17 protein-coding genes, 1 tRNA gene and 1 riboswitch are annotated in these 19,472 nt (G+C 54.3%); of the genes, 7 read left to right on the plus strand and 11 right to left on the minus strand.

Going from position 1 to position 19,472, the window contains the following annotated elements; genetic code table 11:
• A partial coding sequence (gene fabZ / locus ACTHUM_RS07685) for a 3-hydroxyacyl-ACP dehydratase FabZ (RefSeq protein ID WP_440402812.1) occupies positions 1 to 413 on the plus strand: 413 nt, incomplete at its 5' end.
• 61 nt (positions 414 to 474) lie between these two features.
• The gene (gene lpxA / locus ACTHUM_RS07690; RefSeq protein WP_070606394.1) at positions 475 to 1,251 is read left to right on the plus strand and encodes an acyl-ACP--UDP-N-acetylglucosamine O-acyltransferase; all 777 of its coding nucleotides are present in this window, start codon (positions 475 to 477) and stop codon (positions 1,249 to 1,251) included.
• Here the strand turns inward: lpxA and ACTHUM_RS07695 are convergent.
• On the minus strand, positions 1,241 to 1,381 hold the full coding sequence (locus ACTHUM_RS07695; protein WP_440361254.1) for a hypothetical protein: 141 nt from the start codon (positions 1,379 to 1,381) through the stop codon (positions 1,241 to 1,243). The genes lpxA and ACTHUM_RS07695 overlap by 11 nt on opposite strands.
• A 27-nt stretch (positions 1,382 to 1,408) precedes the next feature.
• Here ACTHUM_RS07695 and lpxB point away from each other — a divergent pair, with 27 nt between their 5' ends.
• Together lpxB and murJ are read left to right on the plus strand one after the other, a co-directional pair.
• Positions 1,409 to 2,584, plus strand: coding sequence for a lipid-A-disaccharide synthase (gene lpxB, locus ACTHUM_RS07700; protein WP_440361255.1), 1,176 nt, complete (start codon positions 1,409 to 1,411; stop codon positions 2,582 to 2,584).
• 9 nt (positions 2,585 to 2,593) lie between these two features.
• Entirely contained in the window at positions 2,594 to 4,132 is a 1,539-nt protein-coding gene (murJ, locus tag ACTHUM_RS07705) for a murein biosynthesis integral membrane protein MurJ (protein WP_004519114.1), read from the plus strand.
• Between the two features lie 91 nt (positions 4,133 to 4,223).
• Here murJ and thiC read toward each other — a convergent pair whose 3' ends face one another.
• Positions 4,224 to 6,113, minus strand: coding sequence for a phosphomethylpyrimidine synthase ThiC (gene thiC, locus ACTHUM_RS07710; RefSeq protein WP_049344950.1), 1,890 nt, complete (start codon positions 6,111 to 6,113; stop codon positions 4,224 to 4,226).
• Positions 6,114 to 6,207: 94 nt separating this feature from the next.
• Positions 6,208 to 6,307, minus strand: a riboswitch (TPP riboswitch).
• Between the two features lie 111 nt (positions 6,308 to 6,418).
• On the opposite strand from thiC, the gene ACTHUM_RS07715 reads away from it, so the two are divergent.
• Positions 6,419 to 6,495 (plus strand) — tRNA-Met (locus ACTHUM_RS07715).
• 184 nt (positions 6,496 to 6,679) lie between these two features.
• On the opposite strand, the gene ACTHUM_RS07720 is transcribed toward ACTHUM_RS07715, so the two are convergent.
• Positions 6,680 to 7,810, minus strand: coding sequence for an FUSC family protein (locus ACTHUM_RS07720; protein ID WP_039861887.1), 1,131 nt, complete (start codon positions 7,808 to 7,810; stop codon positions 6,680 to 6,682).
• Between the two features lie 154 nt (positions 7,811 to 7,964).
• On the opposite strand from ACTHUM_RS07720, the gene rnhB reads away from it, so the two are divergent.
• Positions 7,965 to 8,558: a ribonuclease HII gene (gene rnhB, locus ACTHUM_RS07725; RefSeq protein WP_039861927.1), complete on the plus strand. Its 594-nt coding sequence runs from the start codon at positions 7,965 to 7,967 to the stop codon at positions 8,556 to 8,558.
• Between the two features lie 56 nt (positions 8,559 to 8,614).
• On the opposite strand, the gene ACTHUM_RS07730 is transcribed toward rnhB, so the two are convergent.
• On the minus strand, positions 8,615 to 9,619 hold the full coding sequence (locus ACTHUM_RS07730; protein ID WP_070504155.1) for a quinone-dependent dihydroorotate dehydrogenase: 1,005 nt from the start codon (positions 9,617 to 9,619) through the stop codon (positions 8,615 to 8,617).
• A gap of 248 nt (positions 9,620 to 9,867) precedes the next feature.
• Here ACTHUM_RS07730 and ACTHUM_RS07735 point away from each other — a divergent pair, with 248 nt between their 5' ends.
• A complete protein-coding gene (locus tag ACTHUM_RS07735) occupies positions 9,868 to 11,877 on the plus strand; it encodes an OPT family oligopeptide transporter (RefSeq protein WP_440361256.1) in 2,010 nt (669 codons plus the stop codon).
• A 59-nt stretch (positions 11,878 to 11,936) separates the two neighbouring features.
• On the opposite strand, the gene waaA is transcribed toward ACTHUM_RS07735, so the two are convergent.
• From waaA to ACTHUM_RS07770, 7 genes are all read right to left on the minus strand, one after another.
• Positions 11,937 to 13,199 (minus strand): lipid IV(A) 3-deoxy-D-manno-octulosonic acid transferase, encoded by a 1,263-nt coding sequence (gene waaA / locus ACTHUM_RS07740; protein ID WP_440361257.1) that lies wholly within the window; start codon positions 13,197 to 13,199, stop codon positions 11,937 to 11,939.
• A gap of 138 nt (positions 13,200 to 13,337) precedes the next feature.
• The gene (locus ACTHUM_RS07745; RefSeq protein ID WP_440361258.1) at positions 13,338 to 13,769 is read right to left on the minus strand and encodes a plastocyanin/azurin family copper-binding protein; all 432 of its coding nucleotides are present in this window, start codon (positions 13,767 to 13,769) and stop codon (positions 13,338 to 13,340) included.
• A gap of 68 nt (positions 13,770 to 13,837) precedes the next feature.
• On the minus strand, positions 13,838 to 14,602 hold the full coding sequence (locus tag ACTHUM_RS07750; RefSeq protein ID WP_315116836.1) for an ABC transporter ATP-binding protein: 765 nt from the start codon (positions 14,600 to 14,602) through the stop codon (positions 13,838 to 13,840).
• A gap of 10 nt (positions 14,603 to 14,612) precedes the next feature.
• A complete protein-coding gene (locus tag ACTHUM_RS07755) occupies positions 14,613 to 15,659 on the minus strand; it encodes a FecCD family ABC transporter permease (RefSeq protein WP_293190685.1) in 1,047 nt (348 codons plus the stop codon).
• A 116-nt stretch (positions 15,660 to 15,775) separates the two neighbouring features.
• A complete protein-coding gene (locus ACTHUM_RS07760) occupies positions 15,776 to 16,891 on the minus strand; it encodes an ABC transporter substrate-binding protein (protein ID WP_440361259.1) in 1,116 nt (371 codons plus the stop codon).
• A gap of 515 nt (positions 16,892 to 17,406) precedes the next feature.
• Positions 17,407 to 19,170, minus strand: coding sequence for a phosphoenolpyruvate--protein phosphotransferase (gene ptsP, locus ACTHUM_RS07765; protein WP_049335774.1), 1,764 nt, complete (start codon positions 19,168 to 19,170; stop codon positions 17,407 to 17,409).
• Positions 19,170 to 19,439: an HPr family phosphocarrier protein gene (locus ACTHUM_RS07770; RefSeq protein ID WP_003683718.1), complete on the minus strand. Its 270-nt coding sequence runs from the start codon at positions 19,437 to 19,439 to the stop codon at positions 19,170 to 19,172. Before ACTHUM_RS07770 ends, ptsP begins: the two co-directional genes overlap by 1 nt.
• Between the last annotated feature and the right edge of the window lie 33 nt (positions 19,440 to 19,472).

The raw sequence follows: 19,472 nt of genomic DNA on the forward strand, positions 1-19,472 counted from the left end.
AAAAACTTATCCCACACCGTTATCCGTTTTTGCAACTCGACCGCATTACTGCGTTCGAACCGATGAAAACCCTGACTGCGATTAAAAACGTCACCATGAACGAGCCGCAGTTCCAAGGCCACTTTCCTGACCTGCCCGTGATGCCCGGCGTGCTGATCATCGAAGCCATGGCGCAAGCGTGCGGCACACTCGCCATCCTCAGCGAAGGAGGCCGCAAAGAAAACGAATTCTTCTTCTTCGCCGGTATCGACGACGCCCGTTTCAAACGCCAAGTCATCCCCGGCGACCAACTGGTTTTTGAAGTCGAGCTGTTGACCAACAAACGCGGTATCGGCAAATTCAACGCCGTTGCCAAAGTCGACGGCCAAGTTGCCGTTGAAGCCGTGATTATGTGCGCCAAACGCGTGGTGTAAAAATGGGACAGGCCGTCTAAACGTTCAGACGGCAACCTGTATCAGACAGCAAGGAGACAGTATGACCCTTATCCATCCGACCGCCGTCATCGACCCTAAAGCCGAACTCGACTCCAGCGTTAAAGTCGGCCCATACAGCATCATCGGCCCCAATGTGCAAATCGGTGCGAATACCGAAATCGGTCCGCACGTCGTCATCAACGGCCATACGACCATCGGTGAGAACAACCGCATTTTCCAATTTGCCAGCCTCGGCGAGATTCCGCAGGACAAAAAATACCGCGACGAGCCGACCAAGCTGATTATCGGCAACGGCAACACCATCCGCGAATTTACGACGTTCAACCTCGGCACGGTCACCGGCATCGGCGAAACCCGTATCGGCGACGACAACTGGATTATGGCCTACTGCCACCTCGCCCATGACTGCGTGGTCGGCAACCATACCATCTTCGCCAACAACGCCTCACTCGCAGGTCACGTTACCATCGGCGACTACGTCGTCTTGGGTGGCTACACGCTGGTGTTCCAATTCTGCCAAATCGGTGACTACGCCATGACCGCGTTTGCCGCCGGCGTACACAAAGACGTACCGCCGTACTTCATGGCTGCAGGCTACCGCGCCGAACCGGCCGGCCTCAACAGCGAAGGTATGCGCCGCAACGGTTTCACCGCCGAACAGATTGCCTCCGTCAAAGATGCGTATAAAACCATTTACCATCGCGGCATTCCGTTTGAAGAAGCCAAGGCAGAGATTCTGAAACGCGCAGAAACCCAAAGCGAATTGGCGGTATTTAAAGACTTTTTTGCACAATCCACACGCGGCATTATCCGTTGATGGATGGATTGAAGGCCGTCTGAAACTTTTTCAGACGGCCTTTGGATTGCAAAAATCCGTGCAGGGGCAGGTTTCCTGTCTGTTTGCTGCCGATGCCGTCTGAAAACAGGCGGGCAAATGTCTGCCCCAAAATCTTTTAGCTTTTAAACCTCAACACATGAATTCCAATTCCTCCCCCCTTATCGCCATCAGCGTCGGCGAAGCCTCCGGCGACTTGCTCGGTGCACATTTAATCCGTGCCATTAAGGCGCGTTGTCCGAATGCGCGGTTTACCGGCATCGGCGGCGAGCGCATGAAGGCGGAGGGTTTTGAGAGTTTGTACGATCAGGAAAAGCTGGCGGTGCGCGGTTTTGTTGAGGTCATCAAACGCCTGCCGCAGATTTTGAAAATCCGCAAAGGGCTGGTGAGCGATTTAATCCGCCTCAAGCCGGATGTGTTTATCGGCATCGATGCGCCGGACTTCAATCTCGGCGTGGCGGAAAAACTTAAGCAGGCAGGCATTCATACCATTCATTATGTCAGCCCGTCGGTTTGGGCGTGGCGGCGCGAACGGGTCAATAAAATCGTGCATCAGGTCAACCGCGTGTTGTGCCTGTTTCCGATGGAGCCGCAGCTTTATATCGATGCCGGAGGCAAGGCCGAGTTTGTCGGCCATCCGATGGCGCAAACCATGCCGGTGGAAGCGGATAGGGCGGCGGCACGGCAGAAGCTGGGCGTGCCTGCGGACGTGCCCGTGTTTGCCATCTTGCCCGGCAGCCGCGTGAGCGAAATCGATTACATGGCGGCGGTGTTTTTTCAGACGGCCTTATTGCTGCTGAAACGTTATCCGAAGGCACAGTTTTTGCTGCCTGTGGCGACGGCCGCAACGCGCAAACGCATTAGTGAAATTTTGGCGCAGCCTGAGTTCGCAGCCCTTCCCATCACGCTGACCGACAAGCAGTCGGATACGGTTTGCGCCGCTGCCGACGTGGTATTGGTCACCAGTGGTACGGCGACTTTGGAAGTGGCCTTGTGCAAGCGGCCTATGGTTATCAGCTACAAAATTTCGCCGCTAACTTATGCGTATGTGAAAAACAAAATCAAAGTGCCGCATGTCGGTTTGCCCAATATTCTGTTGGGTAAAGCCGCCGTTCCCGAGCTGCTGCAACACGATGCCGTCCCTGAAAAACTGGCACAGGCCGTGGCAGACTGGTATGACCGCCCTGAAGCCGTGGCCGCGTTGGAACAGGATTTTCACGCCTTGCATCTGCTGTTGAAAAAAGATACGGCGGCATTGGCTGCGGCGGCAGTATTGGAAGAAGCCGGATTTTCAGACGGCCTGAAAGACAAGTAAGGAAAATACATGAATTTATTGGGAGCATTGGCCAAGGTTGGCAGCCTGACGATGGTGTCGCGCATTTTAGGCTTTGTGCGCGATACGATTATCGCCCGTGCGTTTGGTGCAGGCATGGCGACGGATGCGTTTTTTGTCGCGTTTAAACTGCCCAACCTGCTGCGGCGAGTGTTTGCAGAGGGCGCATTTGCCCAAGCCTTCGTACCGATTTTGGCGGAATACAAAGAAACCCGCTCGCCCGAAGCCACGCAGGCGTTTGTGCGTCATGTGGCCGGCATGCTGTCGTTTGTGCTGGTCATCGTTACTGCGCTGGGCATACTTGCCGCGCCGTGGGTGATTTATGTTTCTGCGCCCGGTTTTGCCAAAGAAGCCGATAAGTTTCAGCTCTCCATCGACTTGCTGCGGGTGACGTTTCCTTATATTTTTTTGATTTCTTTGTCGTCTTTTGTCGGCTCAATACTCAATTCCTATCATAAATTCGGCATTCCCGCCTTTACGCCGACTTTTTTGAACATCTCCTTTATCGTCTTTTCCCTGTTCTTCGTGCCGTATTTTGATCCGCCTGTTATGGCTTTGGCGTGGGCGGTATTTGTCGGCGGCGTGTTGCAGCTGGTGTTCCAACTGCCTTGGTTGGCGAAACTGGGTTTCTTGAAAATGCCCAAACTCAGCTTTAAAGACGCAGCGGTCAACCGCGTAATGAAACAGATGGCGCCGGCTATTTTGGGCGTGAGCGTGGCGCAGATTTCCTTGGTTATCAACACCATTTTTGCCTCGTTTTTGCAGTCCGGCAGCGTGTCATGGATGTATTACGCCGACCGACTGATGGAATTGCCAACCGGTGTTTTGGGCGTGGCACTCGGTACAATCTTATTGCCTACCTTGTCCAAACACGCTGCCAGTCAGGATACCGAGCAATTTTCCGGTCTGCTCGACTGGGGTTTGCGCCTGTGCATGCTGCTGACCCTACCTGCCGCCGTCGGCCTTGCCGTGTTGTCTTTCCCGTTGGTTACGACCTTGTTCATGTACCGTGAATTTACGCTGCACGACGCGCAAATGACCCAACACGCGCTCATTGCTTATTCCTTTGGCTTGATCGGGCTGATTATGATTAAAGTATTGGCACCCGGCTTCTACGCGCGCCAAAACATCAAAACCCCCGTTAAGGTCGCTATTTTCACGCTGATTTGCACACAGTTGATGAACCTCGCTTTCATTTCGCCGCTCAAACACGTCGGTCTGTCCCTTGCTATCGGTTTGGGCGCGTGTCTGAATGCAGGTTTGCTGTTTTTCCTTTTGCGCAAACACGGCATCTACCGCCCCGGTAAATGTTGGGCAGCGTTTTTGGTTAAAATGGTCATCTCTTTGGTCGTCATGGGCGGCGGTTTGTGGCTGGCGCAATATTATCTGCCGTTTGAATGGGTACACGTCGGCGGCTTTAAAAAAGCAGGCCAACTCTGCGTCCTGATTGCCTTGGGCGGCGGCCTCTACTTCGTTTCCCTCGTCGCGCTCGGCTTCCGTCCGCACCATTTCCGCAGGGTGGAAAAATAAGCGGCCGTAGTGCGTATTGCTTTGGCTTAAAGGCTATTCACTAAAAAGGCCGTCTGAAACATTTTCAGACGGCCTTTTCTTGCTTTACGTTTTAACTGTAAAGCTTCGCTCCTTTTTTGACGAACTCAATCGCTTTTTCTTCCATGCCCTGCCGTTGGGCTTTTTGCTTGTCGGCGTAGTCGCGCACTTCCTGCGTGATTTTCATCGAGCAGAATTTGGGACCGCACATTGAGCAGAAGTGGGCGATTTTCGCGCCTTCGGCAGGCAGGGTTTCGTCGTGGAAGCTCTCGGCGCGTTCGGGGTCGAGGCTGAGGCGGAATTGGTCGCGCCAGCGGAACTCGAAACGCGCTTTGCTTAAGGCGTTGTCGCGCAACTGTGCGCCCGGCCAGCCTTTGGCGAGGTCGGCGGCATGGGCGGCGAGCTTGTAGGTGATGATGCCGGTGCGCACGTCTTCTTTGTCGGGCAGGCCGAGATGCTCTTTCGGGGTAACGTAGCAGAGCATGGCTGTGCCGTACCAGCCGATATTGGTCGCGCCTATGCCCGAGGTGATGTGGTCGTAGCCGGGGGCGATGTCGGTAACGAGCGGGCCGAGTGTGTAGAAAGGCGCTTCAAAGCAGTGTTGCAACTCTTCGGTCATGTTTTCTTTCACGCGTTGCAACGGTACATGGCCCGGGCCTTCGATCATGACTTGTACGTCGTGTTTCCACGCTTTGGCAGTCAATTCGCCCAAAGTGTGCAGCTCGGCGAATTGGGATTCGTCGTTGGCATCGGCAATGCAGCCGGGGCGCAGACCGTCGCCGAGGCTGAATGATACGTCGTAGGCTTTCATGATTTCGCAGATTTCGTCGAAATGTGTGTAGAGGAAGTTTTCCTGATGATGGGCGAGGCACCATTTCGCCATGATAGAGCCGCCGCGCGATACGATGCCTGTGAGGCGATCGGCCGTCATTGGCACATAGCGTAGCAATACGCCTGCGTGCAGGGTGAAATAGTCCACGCCTTGTTCTGCCTGCTCGATTAAGGTGTCGCGCACCAAATCCCAAGTCAGGTCTTCGGCGATGCCGCCGGTTTTTTCCAAAGCTTGGTAAATAGGCACAGTACCGATGGGGACGGGCGCGTTGCGGATAATCCATTCGCGTGTTTCGTGGATATGTGCGCCGGTAGACAAATCCATAATCGTGTCCGCGCCCCAACGCAGCGACCACACCATTTTTTCGACTTCTTCGGTCAGGCTGGAGGTTACGGCGGAGTTGCCCAAGTTGCCGTTGATTTTGACGCGGAAGTTGCGGCCGATAATCATCGGTTCGAGTTCGGGATGGTTGATGTTGGCAGGGATGATCGCGCGTCCGGCGGCGATTTCTTGACACACGAATTCGGGCGTGATTTGGTCGGGATGGGTCGGGATATTCGCGCCGAAACTTTGCCCTGCGTGTTGTTTCAAGAGCTTGGCGTATTCAGGCCGTCTGAAAAGCTCGTCCAGCTTCATGCGTTCGCGTATGGCGACAAACTCCATTTCCGGCGTAATGATGCCTTGGCGGGCGTAGTGAAGCTGGGTTACGTTGCGGCCTGCTTTGGCGCGGCGCGGGTGGGTAATTTGGTTGAAACGCAGATGGGCGGTTTTCGGATCGTGCGCGCGTTCAGTGCCGTATTCGCTGGAAAGCTTGGGCAGGATTTCGGTATCGCCGCGTTCGTCCAGCCATGCAGTGCGGACGTGCGGCAAACCTTGTTTCAAGTCGATGTGTGCCGCCGGATCGCCGTATGCGCCGCTGGTGTCGTACACCGGAATCGGTGGATTGGTTTCCGTACCTTGTGCTGTGTAGGTGTCGTCTTGACGGATTTCGCGTAAAGGCACGCGGATGTCGGCGCGGCTGCCCGGGATATAGACGCGGTTGGAATTGGGATATTGGAAGCGGATGCCGATGTCTTCGCTCAAGTCGGAAAGACGGCGCGCCTCATCGCCGGTTTTTTTAGCGGTAGTCATAAAAAATTGCTCCTGTTTTTCGGTTATGAAATGGAAACAGGAGCATTGCTTTTTTTCAGACGGCCTTGTGGATATCTTCAATCAACCGTCTAAAAACACATTTGCCGAAACTCCCCACGCAGGTATTATCCTGTTCGGGTGTAAAGGGTATTTCTCAGCCGCTCGGTTTGAAAGCAGCACCCCTGTTTCTTTATTAACGAAAAATTAAACCATGCGGACGGTTTTTTGTAAAGCGGCGTTTTTCGCATTTTCTGTCAAAAACGCTTGACAGCGATTCCGTCTTTCCGTATAGTTACAACTTCTGACGCGGGATGGAGCAGCATGGTAGCTCGTCGGGCTCATAACCCGAAGGTCGTAGGTTCGAATCCTGCTCCCGCAACCAAATATAAAAATCCCCTGCAATCGCAGGGGATTTTGCTTTATGCGGTATTTATTGTTGCTTGGATTGATTGAAAGGCCGTCTGAACCATTGGGTTTCAGACGGCCTTTTTTATTGGCCGATGTTATCGGCGGCTAATTCGTTTTTGTCTTTTATTTTGGGTTTGCGTTTTTCAGACGGCCTATTGTTACTCCGGATCGGTATCGTTACGCAGGTATTCTTTCAGGCGTTGCAATTCTTTTTTGTCCAACCATTTATTGCGCGAACGTTGCAACAGGATCACCAATGCGGCGATTTCGTTACGCATATTGGTACTGAGCCAGAGGAAGCCTTGCCAGTCGTAATGCAGGCGGGCGGCCGGTTTGCTTAGTTCGGTATTGAGCGAAGTATCGATGCGGATGCGGCGGGCGTAGTGGCCTTTGATGAGACGTACGGTCAGGCGCAGTTCGCGTTGGAGTTGGTTGAAATGGCGGTCGAGCAGGCGGATTTCGCTTTCGTTGAGCGTGGGCGCGCGCAGTTTGGCGGCGGTGGTCAGGAGCAGCTCGGTGGTGGTGACGATTTTGCGGTGGGCATGTTGCATGGCTTCCATCATATTGTTGCTGATGTGGCTTTCGCCGGATGTTGCGGCCAGATGGCTGCGGCTTTTGACCATGCGGGCGTTGATTTTGCGCATTTTAATCATGTTTTGCTCCAAGCGCTCGCGCGTCATGCGCTTGCCGTTGCTGATTTCGGCAATCATTTTGGCGCAGTCGGTGAGGTTGTCGGCAAGCATGAAGCGCCACATCAGGGTGGAGCGCAGGGGCAGGAGTTTGGCGGCGGCAATGGCGATGGCGGCACCAATCAAAACGTTCATGGCGCGCATCAGGCCGCTGTCGAGCCAGTGGTGGCTGCTGTCGCCGATGAGCATGCACATGGTCAAACCGGCAAGCATGGCGACATAGCCGTTTTTGCCGACCGCAGACCAACCGGCCACTGCGCTGGCGGCACCGATAATCAGATAGAAGAAAACGTCGTCTTGCAAATAATGTTGGTTCAACCATAAAACGGTCAACCCAACACCCAAACCGATGGCCGTGCCGAGCATGCGTTCGACCGCTTTGGAGTAAATCGCGCCTTGGAATTGCAGCATGCCGAGGACGACAAAGACGGTCATGCCGATCCACTCGCCGTGTTGCAGGTGGAAGACTTTCGCCAACAGGGTGGAGAACACGATTGCCAAGCCGAGGCGGAAGGCGTGGATATGGCGGCGATAGCGGTAGCGTTCGTAGGCGTTGAGCCAGCGTTCGGAAAAATGGAGGCGTTCGGATTGGGCAGGCATGTTGTAAGACGTATCAGTATGTGGGGATGTAAATTATAACTGATTGGTAAAGCAGATGAAATTTTAACTGCTCCCCAACGGCTTGTCCTATTGCGGATTTTATCTGCCGCAAGCGGATATAATGGCGGCTTTGAATCAGACAGGTGGTGAAGAAATGGCGACGGTTTTAAGCGCAGGCGTGGACGAAGCGGGACGCGGCCCTTTGGTCGGCAGCGTATTTGCGGCGGCAGTGATTTTGCCGGAACATTTTGACTTGCCGGGTTTGACCGACTCAAAAAAACTGAGCGAAAAAAAGCGCGATATGTTGGCGCAGATGATTAAGGAACAGGCGGTTGCGTGGAGCATTGCCTTTGCCGATCCTGACGAAATCCTGCAACTGAACATCCTGCACGCAACCATGGCCGCGATGAAGCGCGCAGTCGAGGGGCTGTCGGTCACTCCCGACAAAGTGTGGATAGACGGCAACCGCGTGCCGAAAGATTTGAATGTTCCTGCCGAAGCCGTGGTCAAAGGCGACAGCAAAATTATTGAAATCTCCGCCGCTTCGGTTTTGGCCAAAACCGCGCGTGATGCGGAAATGTATGAATTGGCGAAACGCTATCCGCAATACGGGTTTGACCGCCACAAAGGCTACGGTACGGCGCAACATTTGGCCGCGTTGAAACAATACGGCGTCTTGCCGGAACACCGCCGCAATTTCGCACCGGTCAAAACCTTATTGGCACAAGGCAATCTGTTTGAAGAATGAAAGCATATCAAAAGGCCGTCTGAAAGATTTCAGACGGCCTTATTTTTGGAAAAGTATTATTTCAACGCAGCCAAACACTCTTTAATCAACTCAGGGCCGCGATAAATCAAACCGCTGTACACTTGAACCGCACTGGCGCCCAAGCGGATTTTTTCTGCCGCGTCCGTGCCGTTCATGATGCCGCCGACGCCGATAATCGGCAGCTTGCCGTCAATGCGTTCCGCCAAAAGTTTCAACACTTGATTGCTTTTCTCGCGTACGGGCAAGCCGCTCAAGCCGCCTTGTTCGCCTGCGAGCGGATGGCTGCCCAAGCTGGATTTGTCGATGGTCGTGTTGGTGGCGATGATGCCGTCCATTTCCACGGATTTGACCACATGGGCGATGTCGTCGATTTGTGCTTCGTCCAAATCCGGCGCGATTTTAACCGCCAGTGGCACATATTTGCCATGCGCAGCCGCCAGTTGCGCCTGTTTGTTTTTCAAGGCTTCCAACAATGCGCTCAACTCGTCGCCGCCCTGCAAGGCACGCAGGTTTTTTGTATTGGGGGAGGAAATATTGACCGTGATGTAGCTCGCATGGGCGTAGGCTTTTTCCAAGCAAATCAGATAATCGTCGGCCGCGTTTTCAATCGGCGTAACGGCATTTTTACCGATGTTGATGCCCAAAATGCCTTTAAAGCGGCTGTTTTCAATGTTGCGGATCATCGCGTCGATGCCGTGGTTGTTGAAACCCATGCGGTTGATGATGCCTTGGTGTTCGGGAACACGGAAAAGGCGCGGCTGCGGATTGCCCGGCTGCGGCTTGGGCGTTACCGTGCCGATTTCGACAAAGCCGAAACCTAAAGCGGCAAACGCATCGATACACTCGCCGTTTTTGTCTAAACCTGCCGCCAAGCCGACCGGATTGGGCAGCTGCAAACCCATCAGCTCGGTTGGCCGGGTGTGGCTGTCCACCTTGGGCAGCAGGCCGAGTTTTTCGATAGAACGCAAACTGTTGAGCGTGAAATGATGGGCCTTTTCTGCATCGAAACGGAACAGTATGGGGCGGACGAGTGAATACATGGCGGCGGCTTTCTGAACGGTTGATGAATTTGGCGTTATTTTACCTGAAACCGTCAAACTGCCCCAAACGTCTGTATCGATATGATTTTATTGTTTGGCGTCAAATGAAAATAAATAGGGCTTTTGCGTGTAGTCGGATAGTTCATTAAAATGGTAAGAGAGAGGCTTTTCAGACGGCCTGATGGATGTATCAAAAGGCCGTCTGAAAAGTTTTGATTTGATTGTTTACCTGATACAGGAAGATTTTTATGAAACAGGCGGTTGATCCTTATGCGAGTTTCCGTGAACTGACGCTGCGGGGGATGATACTCGGCGCGTTGATTACGGTGATTTTTACGGCATCCAATGTGTATTTGGGCTTGAAGGTGGGCTTGACTTTTGCGTCTTCGATTCCGGCTGCGGTAATTTCGATGGCGGTTTTGAAGTTTTTTAAAGGCAGCAATATTCTGGAAAATAATATGGTGCAGACTCAGGCTTCAGCCGCGGGTACGCTCTCCAGTATTATTTTTATCTTGCCGGGTTTGCTGATGGCCGGTTATTGGGCGGGCTTTCCGTTTTGGCAGACTACGCTGCTGTGTATGTCCGGTGGTATTTTGGGCGTGATTTTCACTGTGCCTTTGCGTTATGCGATGGTGGTGAAGAGCGATTTGCCTTATCCGGAAGGCGTGGCGGCGGCTGAGATTTTGAAGGTTGGCGACCATGATGCGGACCAACAGGAAGGCGGCAGCGGTATCAAGGAATTGGTGTCGGGCGGCGCTCTGGCCGGTTTGATGAGCTTCTGCGCAAGCGGTTTGCGCGTGGTGGCGGACAGCGCGAGCTTTTGGTTTAAAGGCGGCGCGTCGGTGTTCCAAGTGCCGATGGGCTTTTCTTTGGCTTTGCTGGGCGCGGGCTATTTGGTCGGCCTGACCGGCGGTATCGCGATTTTGCTGGGTATTTCGATTGCCTGGGGTGTGGCCGTGCCTTATCTGTCGGCGCATATTCCGCAACCTGCCGATATGGAGATGATTCCTTTTGCAATGTCTTTGTGGAAGGAAAAAGTCCGTTTTATCGGCGCGGGTACGATCGGTATTGCCGCTATTTGGACGCTGTTGACTTTGATGAAACCGATGGTCGAGGGTATGCGCCTGTCTTTCCGCAATTTCGGCGGCGTGCAGATGACTGAGCGTACGGAACAGGATTTGTCGCCTAAGGCGATGATTGCCTGGGTGTTGGCGATGATGCTGGTGTTGGGCGTGTCTTTCTTCCACTTTATCGGCGACTCGCATATTTCCGGCGGTTTGGCTTGGCTGTTGGTGGTCGTGTGTACGCTGCTGGCTTCGATTATCGGCTTTTTGGTGGCCGCGGCTTGCGGTTATATGGCCGGTTTGGTCGGTTCGTCTTCCAGCCCGATTTCGGGTGTGGGCATCGTCTCTATCGTTATCATTTCGCTGGTGTTGCTGCTGGTTGGCGAATCCGGCGGCTTGATGACGGACGAGGCAAACCGCAAATTCCTGCTGGCGTTGACGCTGTTTTGCGGCGCGTCTGTGATTTGTGTGGCTTCGATTTCCAATGACAACCTGCAGGATTTAAAAACGGGTTATCTGGTAAAGGCAACGCCTTGGAAACAGCAGGTTGCGTTGATTGTCGGTTGCGTTGTCGGTGCATTGGTGATTTCACCTGTGTTGGAGCTTTTGTATGAAGCCTACGGCTTTACCGGCGCGATGCCGCGTGAAGGCATGGATGCGGCACAAGCCCTTGCCGCGCCTCAGGCAACTTTGATGACCACCATCGCCCAAGGTATTTTCTCGCACAATCTGCAATGGGATTATATTTTCACCGGCGTGGCCATTGGCGTGGCGTTGATTGCGGTCGATTTCACATTGCGCAAATCCTCCGGCGGCAAGCGCGCCTTGCCGGTATTGGCCGTGGGCATGGGCATTTACCTGCCGCCGTCTGTGAATATGCCGATTGTGATCGGCGCGGTATTGGCGGCGGTGTTGAAATCCGTCATCGCCCGCCGTCAGGAAAACCGTGAAGGCCGTCTGAAAAATGCGGAACGTATCGGTACGCTGTTCTCCGCCGGTTTGATTGTCGGCGAGAGCCTGATCGGTGTGATTATGGCGTTTATCATCGCCTTCTCCGTAACCAACGGCGGTTCGGATGCACCTTTGGCCCTGAATCTGGAAAACTGGGATACGGCCGCCAAATGGCTGGGCTTGGCGTTTTTTGTTTTCGGTATGTTCGTGTTTGCACGCCGCGTGTTGAAAGCAGGATGTTAAGTTTGTAGGTTGAGAAAAGGCCGTCTGAAAACTTTGGTTTCAGACGGCCTTTTTGTCTCTTAACGCTGGTTCAAACAATCGGCAATCGCTTTGGCAATTTTGGCACTGGCGCCTTGGTGTTGCGAAATGAATTGCTCGGTGTGGCTGATCAGCTGTTGGCGCAGCGTTTCATCGTCGAGATATTGGCGCGTGGTTCTGTACCAGGCTTCGGCGGTTTCGACGCGGACGGCGGCTTTGGCTTCGACTGCGCCTTTGCAGGCTTGGGCGAAGTTGTAGTTGGAGTAGCCGAAGAGGGTGGGGACGCGGCAGGCGATGGGTTCGATGATGTTTTGGCAGCCGGCATCGACGAGGCTGCCGCCGACGAAGGCAATGTCTGCGCTGAGATAGTAGGCGGCAAGTTCGCCCATGCTGTCGCCTATCCAAACCTGTGTGTTGGGGGAAACGGGTTGTCCGTCGCTGCGTTTTTGCACGGTATAACCAAGCGATTTGGCGATATCGTAGGCCGTCTGAAAGTTTTCAGGGTGGCGCGGGACGATGACCAGCAAGGCATTGCCGCGGTAGCCCTGCCATGCTTTGAGGAGCAGCTCGGCTTCGTCTGTGCCTTTATACACGCGCGTGCTGGCGCAGACGACGACGGCTCGTGCGCCGATGCGTTCTTTAAAGGCGGCGGCAAGCGGGCGCGAGTCGTTGGGGGGCGCGATGTCGTATTTGGTGTTGCCGCAGACGTGGACGTTGGATGCGCCGATGAGGTGCAGGCGTTCGGCATCGGCGGCGGTTTGGGCAAAGCAGCCGGAGAGGGTCTGCATGGCAGGCTCGACCAACTTGCGGATTTTAAGATAGCCGCGTTGGGATTTTTCGGAGAGGCGCGCGTTGGCCAGAAAGAGGGGAATACCTGCTTTTTTGCAGCCGTGCATCAGGTTGGGCCAGATTTCGGTTTCCATCAAAATGCCGCAGATGGGGCGGTGTTCGGCTAAAAATCGGGCGACCCATTCGGATTTGTCGTAGGGCAGGTAACGGCATTGCGCATCGGGGAACAGGGATTGCGCGGTGGCGCGGCCAGTCGGCGTCATTTGGGTAATCAGAAACGGCGAGTCGGGAAAATGGCGGCGTAATGCCTGCACCAAAGGTTCGGCCGCACGCGTTTCGCCGACGGATACGGCGTGTATCCAAATCGGGCGTTGTACGGGATTGGGATACGCCTGCCCGAAACGCTCGTCCCAATGCTCGAGATAGGCTGGGGATTTGAGGGCGCGGCGGCGCAGGTGGCGGCGGATCAGGAAGGGGGCGAGGTGCCACAGCGTGGCGTAAAGGCGGCGTATCATGCTTACGGATCTTGTGTCGGAATAGGCCTATTTTATCGGAAACTGAAACGGAAGATATAGCTTTGATGCGGGTTTTACGCAAAGGAAACAGGCCGTCTGAAAGGTTTCAGACGGCCTTTAATGCAGGCATAAACGCTTTTACTTCACTTGCGCCATATATTTTTTCAGACGGCCTTTGCTTTGCATGGCGCGGTTTTCCATTTCATCGACAACGGCTTGCGCTTTGGCTTTGTTCACCGGTTTGCCGACCTGAATCACGCCGCTCATGTTCATCATGCGGTGCGGCGGGCAGGTATAGACGTATACGCCTTCTTTGTCGAGTTTGAGGGTGAAGTCTTTACCGTCTTCAGAGAGGAAGTCGGCAACGCCCTCGGGCAGGGCTTTGCTTTGTACCCAGTGGCCGCTGTTGGTGGCTTTGAAGGTTACGGTGTCGCCGACTTTGGCGTTGACGTAGCCGGGTTCGAACACCATACTGCCGTCTTTGCCGTTGTCGAGCATTTTGATTTCGTGGTTGGCGGCGTGTGCGCTAAGGGACGCGGTCAGCATCAGGAGGAAGAGGGATTTTTTCATGGGGGAGTCCTTTTTGTGAAGAGTATAAAATGGTTGCGGGGCTGGTTTCTTGGTGGCAGATTTCTCAGCTAGGATTGCCGCATCGGGCGGATAACGGGCAGGCCTTTGCTGTCGTACAAAAGTTCGATGTCCACTTTATACAGTCTGCCTATCATGTCCGCCTGCAACACGTCCTGCGGTGCGCCCTGCGCCTGTACTTTGCCTTCGCCGAGCAGAATCACGCCGTCTGAAAACTGCGCGGCGAGGCTCAAATCATGCAAGACCATCAGCGTAACCAGATTGTGTTCGTGCGTGTATTGCACCACGCGTTCCAAGAGGTTCAACTGGTGGTGCATATCCAGCGCGCTGACCGGTTCGTCCAGCATCAGGATTTCAGGGCGGCGCAGCATGACTTGGGCAAACATCACGAGCTGCCGCTGTCCGCCGGAAAGCCGCATGACGTCGCGGTGCGCCAAGTGGCCGATGCCCAGCTCCGCCATGATACTTGCGGCTTCGTGCAGCAGTTCGTCGCCGACGTGCATGTGCAGCGCGTCCATGCGGCCGAGCAACACGACTTCCAACGCGGTCAGCGAGGCTTCGGCGGCGGTGTCCTGCGGCATATAGCCTATGCGTTTGCGCCAGCTTTGCAGGTGGATTTTGCTCAACGCTTCGTCACCGTAGCGGATGGTGCCTTTGTGCGCCACTTCGCCGAAAATCGTTTTCATCAGCGAGGATTTGCCCGTGCCGTTCGGGCCGAGCACGGAATAGACTTTGCCTTGTTCCAGCGTCAAATCGATACTGTCGGCGACCACATAATCGCCGCGCCGGATGTGTACGTTTTCAAGTTTCAACATTTCAGACGGCCTATCGTTTCGTTAATACAATCCAGAAGAAGAACGGCACGCCGACAAACGACGTAACAATCCCCACCGGAAACAGCGCGCCGGGGATAATCACCTTGGACAACACGCTTGCCACCGATAAAAACGCCGCCCCTGCCAGCATCGCGCCGGGTAGGAAGAAACGTTGGTCTTCGCCCAAAAGAATCCGCGCCACATGCGGGGCAACCAAGCCGATAAAGCCGATCACGCCGACAAAACTGATTGCCGTCGCCGTCATCACCGCCACCAACACCAGCGTTTTCAGGCGCAAAAATTGCAGATTGATGCCCAGCCCGACGGCGCGTTCTTCACCCAAACGCAGCGCGGTCAGCTTCCACACATCGCGCGAAAGCAGAAACACGCATACCGCCGTAACCGCCGCCGTAACGATGACCGTCTCCCAAGTTGCCTTGGTCAAACTGCCGAACAGCCAGAACAGAATCTGCTGCGAAATCTCAGGCGCGGCGATAAACTGAATCAGCGACAAAATCGACTGAAACAGAAACAAAAGCGCAATCCCCACCAGCACCAGCATCGCCGAATTGAAGCGGCGCGCCGAGGCAAACAGGAACAAGATGCCCGAAGCCAGCATGGTCATCACAAACGCGCCGATGGGGACGGCGACCGTTTCAGGCAGCCCGAAACCGCCGAACGCAATCACCACCGACGCGCCCAAACCTGCCGCCGCCGCCAAGCCCAGCGTATAAGGGCTGGCCATCGGGTTGTTCAAGAGCGTTTGAATCTCCGCCCCGCCGACACCCAAAGCCGCACCGACCACCAGCGCCATTACCGCAATCGGCAGGCGCAAATCCATCACAATCAGGCGGTTCATTTCATCAACTTCGGGTTTGCCCAGCAAAACATTGACCACTTCGCCGACAGGAAGCGTGTCCGTCATCGCCGGGCCGGTGGCGATGTCGAATAAAAAACTGACCGCCGCGATGATTAAAAACATCAACACAATCAACCAACGCTTGCCTTCCAACTTGCGCTGGTTTTTCACAATCTCGGCGACAACCGAATCATTCATGTTTCAAACCTTTAAAAAAGAATGTTGATAAAGGGGAGAACGGGTTTGCCTTTTTCTTCCGCAAAAATTTCAGACGGCCTTCCGATTTAAAAGGCCGTCTGAAAATCTAAACTACCTTATTGTCCTTTCGGATAGAGGTAGAACGTGCCGCTCGGAACGACGGGCAGGTTTTGGCGGTAGAAGTCCAGATAGGTTTTCTCAGGGTTGAAATCTTTAAACAACTGCGGATAAATCGCTTTGGCCATAAACTGAATCGACGCGCTGTCGGACAGCGTGCGCGAGTTGGCATGGTAGGCGGCGTAGAGGCGGTTGTTTTTAATCGCAGGCAGGTTCGCCCAGCCGGCGCGTTTGGCAAAGCCTGCCAAGCGTTTTTCCGCTTCGGCTTTCGGAATGCCCCAGCCCATCACCATGGCGGCAGGGTTTTTCTTCAATTCGGTTTCGCGGCCGGTAATCACGATCACGTCGGGTTTGGCGGCGAGGACTTTTTCAGGATTGATCGGGCCGTAGAATTCGACCGAAGAAGCGGCGATATTGTTGCCGCCGACCAGCGTCGCCATCGAACCCCACATGCTCTTGCCGAAGGTTACGCTGTGTTCGGCAGGGCCTTTATTGCCGAACTCGACATAGACTTTAGGCTTGGGCAGGTTGGCTTTTTTCACGCGCGCCTGGATGGTGTCGGCAACGCGTTTGTAGTCTGCCGCCAGTTTGTCGGCTTTTTGCTGCTGGCCGGTCAGCGTGCCGATAAGCTTGGTCGATTGGACGTGTTTGGCCACCGTTTGCGCGTTGTAGTCCAACACGACGATGGGGATGCCGGCCTTGTTGATGCGGTCGAGATCGGAACCCAAAGCCTTGTATTGCCATTCGGCCAAAACCAGCAAATCGGGTTTCAGCGCCAATACTTTCTCAATCGAGAAAGTGCCGACTTCCACTTCGCCCACGTCGGTCAGCTGATTCAGTTTAGGCACGGCTTTGCTGAATGCCGCCCAGCTCGGCGGCGCCCAGTCGGCCCAAACTGCTTTGGAAAAACCAACGACGTTGTCCAGCGCGGTTTTACCGCCGATGGCCATGTAGTCTTGGTAATAGAAGCCCAACACCACACGTTTGGCAGGCAGGTCGACAGTTACCTTACGGCCAACGGTATCGGTCAGCTGAACGGGTTTGGCAAAAGCGGATACGGAGCCGACTGATAAAGCTGCGGCGGCAATCAAAGCAGAAAGTTGCGTAAATCTCATGAATCATTCCTTTAAAATATGATGATAATTACTATCTTTTTATAAATTTATAAGGTATTGAATCTTTTTTCAAGTGAATGTAGGGATAGACATATTTCGAAATAAAAAGTTTCATCATTAAAACGAAGGGATAGTGTTTATATAGGGCTTTGGTGTACTGAAGACCTAGTAAAAAGGAATGATATGGGGTACCTAAAGCCATAGTGGGCAGTAGCTGGAATGGATCGGTAAAGGGTTTTTTATTGCAAAAAAATAAAAGGTATTCGGTTGAAAACAAGGCCGTCTGAAACCTTGCAATCAGGGTTCAGACGGCCTTTGGTGTCGGCATAAAAGTTTTATTTCACTTGCGCCCTATATTTTTCAGACGGCCTGTAAGCAGTGTTTGGGAAAAGTGAAAAAGGTTGGTTTTTGAAATGGCGAAATAGGGAAGAAGAGGGCTTGAGGGAGAGTTGGGCGTAAACCCAAAATGGGGACGAATAAAAGGGCGTGTATCGAAACACGCCCTTTTTAGAGATTCAGACGGCCTGTGATTCCGCCTGTTCGCTTTGGTTAAGGATTTTAATCAGTTTTTCGGCTTTTTCCGGGTCTTCGCAGCGCAGGATTTTGGCGGCATCGTTTTCGAGATGGCCGGTGTTGCTGTGCAGGATGATGTTTTTAACCGAAAGCAGGTTGTTGGGGTTCATGGAGAAGCGGCGCAGGCCCATGCCGAGCAACAGTCGGGTGAAGACGGTATCGCCGGCCATTTCGCCGCAGATGGACACGCCTTTTTCCATGCGGTTTGCGGTGCGGATGATGTGTTGCAGCGTTTTGAGGACGGCAGGGTGGCCGGGTTGGTAGAGGTGGCTGACGCTGTCGTCGCCGCGGTCGACCGACAGGAGGTATTGAATCAGGTCGTTGGTGCCGATGGAAACGAAGTCGACGAGCTTGAGGATGCTGCCGACGGTCATGGCGGCGGACGGGATTTCGATCATGCAGCCGATGCTGACCGGGCCGAAGGTTTCGCCGCGTTCGGTCAGTTGGCGTTGGGCCGTGTCCAGATGGATAAGGCATTGGCGCACTTCGGAAATAGACGTAATCATCGGCCACATCATGCGCACGGGGCCGTGGGTGGCGGCACGGAGGATGGCACGCATTTGGGTGCGGAACATGACCGGCTCTGCAAGGCACAGGCGGATGCCGGTCAGGCCGAGTGCGGGGTTGAGGCTGCCGTTGGGTGTGCTGTTTTGGCCGAACCAGCGCGGATTTTTATCGACGCCCAAATCGACGGTGCGGATGGTGATGTTTTTGCCTTTGAGTTTTTTGACGATGCCGGCATAGACTTCGTATTGTTCGTCTTCGGTCGGCATGTTGTCGCGGTTGAGATAAAGAAATTCGCTGCGGAACAGGCCGACGCCGTCTGCGCCGAAGTTGTGTAGGGCTTTGATGTCTTCTGCGGATTCGATGTTGGCTAAAAGTTCGATGTTGATGCCGTCGGCCGTGGTGGCGGCGGTTTTTTTGATTTTGTTGAGTTCGCGCTTGTGGCTGCGGTATTCGCGGGCGAGGCGGCGGTATTCGTTGAGGACGACTTCGTCGGGATCGATGATGAGGACGCCGTTGATGCCGTCGACGATGACGATTTCGTTTTCGGTAATGAGTTTGCGGGCGTTGTGCAGGCCGATGACGGACGGGATGTCGAGGCTGCGGCCTAAGATGGCGGTGTGGCTGGTCGGGCCGCCGGCATCGGTTACGAAGGCGGTAATGTGCTGCTCTTTGAATAGTACGGTATCGGCAGGCGAGAGGTCGTGCGCGATGAGGACGGTGTCGTCAAGCAGGTTGCCGGCGAGGTTGATTTCGTTGCTTTGGCCGACAAGGTTGTTGTGGATGCGGCGGACGACTTGGAGCATGTCCTGTTTGCGTTCGCGCAGGTAGTCGTCGTCAATGCTATCGAACTGGGCGGCAAGCTTGTCGCTTTGCAGTTTCAATGCCCATTCGGCGTTGATTTTCTGCTCGCACAAAATGTCGATGGGTTCGCGTGAGAGGGTGACGTCGGTCAGCAGCATCAGGTGCAGGGAGATGAACGCGCCCAATTCGGTCGGAGCATTTTCGGGAATCGCGCCGCGCAGCTGTTCCAGTTCTTTGCGCGTGGCTTTGATGGCGTTGTCGAAACGGGCGACTTCGGCATCGAGTTTGTCGAGATCAATGTCGTATTGGGGGACTTCCGTTGTGCCGCGCGTGATGAGGTGGGCGTGGCCGATGGCAATGCCTTTGCCCGCGGCTACACCGTGTAGGACGATGCTCATTATTCGCCCTCGCCGAAGTAGTCGTTGATGAGGTCGGTCAACGCCTGCATGGCGGCGGCTTCGTCTGCGCCTTCTGTTTCCAGCTCAATCACGGTGCCTTTGGCGGCGGCCAGCATCATCAGGCCCATGATGCTTTTGCCGTTGACGCGATTGCCGTTTTTGGTGACCCAGACTTCGCTTTGGAATTGGGAGGCGGTTTGGGTGAATTTGCTGGAAGCGCGCGCGTGCAGGCCGAGTTTGTTGATGATTTCGATTTCTTGTTTGAGCATGGATGTCCCCTAAATGTAATGTTCGTAAAGTGA

Source organism: Neisseria sp. P0021.S006 (assembly GCF_051956895.1).

What these genes read in the sequence shown, in the direction of transcription:
- rnhB (WP_039861927.1), top strand. Translation starts at nt 7,965, where the DNA reads ATGGCGACGGTTTTAAGCGCAGGCGTGGACGAAGCGGGACGCGGCCCT.
- murJ (WP_004519114.1), top strand. Translation starts at nt 2,594, where the DNA reads ATGAATTTATTGGGAGCATTGGCCAAGGTTGGCAGCCTGACGATGGTG.
- ptsP (WP_049335774.1), bottom strand. Translation starts at nt 19,170, where the DNA reads ATGAGCATCGTCCTACACGGTGTAGCCGCGGGCAAAGGCATTGCCATC.
- ACTHUM_RS07760 (WP_440361259.1), bottom strand. Translation starts at nt 16,891, where the DNA reads ATGAGATTTACGCAACTTTCTGCTTTGATTGCCGCCGCAGCTTTATCA.
- ACTHUM_RS07730 (WP_070504155.1), bottom strand. Translation starts at nt 9,619, where the DNA reads ATGTATTCACTCGTCCGCCCCATACTGTTCCGTTTCGATGCAGAAAAG.
- ACTHUM_RS07755 (WP_293190685.1), bottom strand. Translation starts at nt 15,659, where the DNA reads ATGAATGATTCGGTTGTCGCCGAGATTGTGAAAAACCAGCGCAAGTTG.
- ACTHUM_RS07720 (WP_039861887.1), bottom strand. Translation starts at nt 7,810, where the DNA reads ATGCCTGCCCAATCCGAACGCCTCCATTTTTCCGAACGCTGGCTCAAC.
- lpxB (WP_440361255.1), top strand. Translation starts at nt 1,409, where the DNA reads ATGAATTCCAATTCCTCCCCCCTTATCGCCATCAGCGTCGGCGAAGCC.
- lpxA (WP_070606394.1), top strand. Translation starts at nt 475, where the DNA reads ATGACCCTTATCCATCCGACCGCCGTCATCGACCCTAAAGCCGAACTC.
- waaA (WP_440361257.1), bottom strand. Translation starts at nt 13,199, where the DNA reads ATGATACGCCGCCTTTACGCCACGCTGTGGCACCTCGCCCCCTTCCTG.
- ACTHUM_RS07770 (WP_003683718.1), bottom strand. Translation starts at nt 19,439, where the DNA reads ATGCTCAAACAAGAAATCGAAATCATCAACAAACTCGGCCTGCACGCG.
- ACTHUM_RS07745 (WP_440361258.1), bottom strand. Translation starts at nt 13,769, where the DNA reads ATGAAAAAATCCCTCTTCCTCCTGATGCTGACCGCGTCCCTTAGCGCA.
- ACTHUM_RS07735 (WP_440361256.1), top strand. Translation starts at nt 9,868, where the DNA reads ATGAAACAGGCGGTTGATCCTTATGCGAGTTTCCGTGAACTGACGCTG.
- ACTHUM_RS07750 (WP_315116836.1), bottom strand. Translation starts at nt 14,602, where the DNA reads ATGTTGAAACTTGAAAACGTACACATCCGGCGCGGCGATTATGTGGTC.
- thiC (WP_049344950.1), bottom strand. Translation starts at nt 6,113, where the DNA reads ATGACTACCGCTAAAAAAACCGGCGATGAGGCGCGCCGTCTTTCCGAC.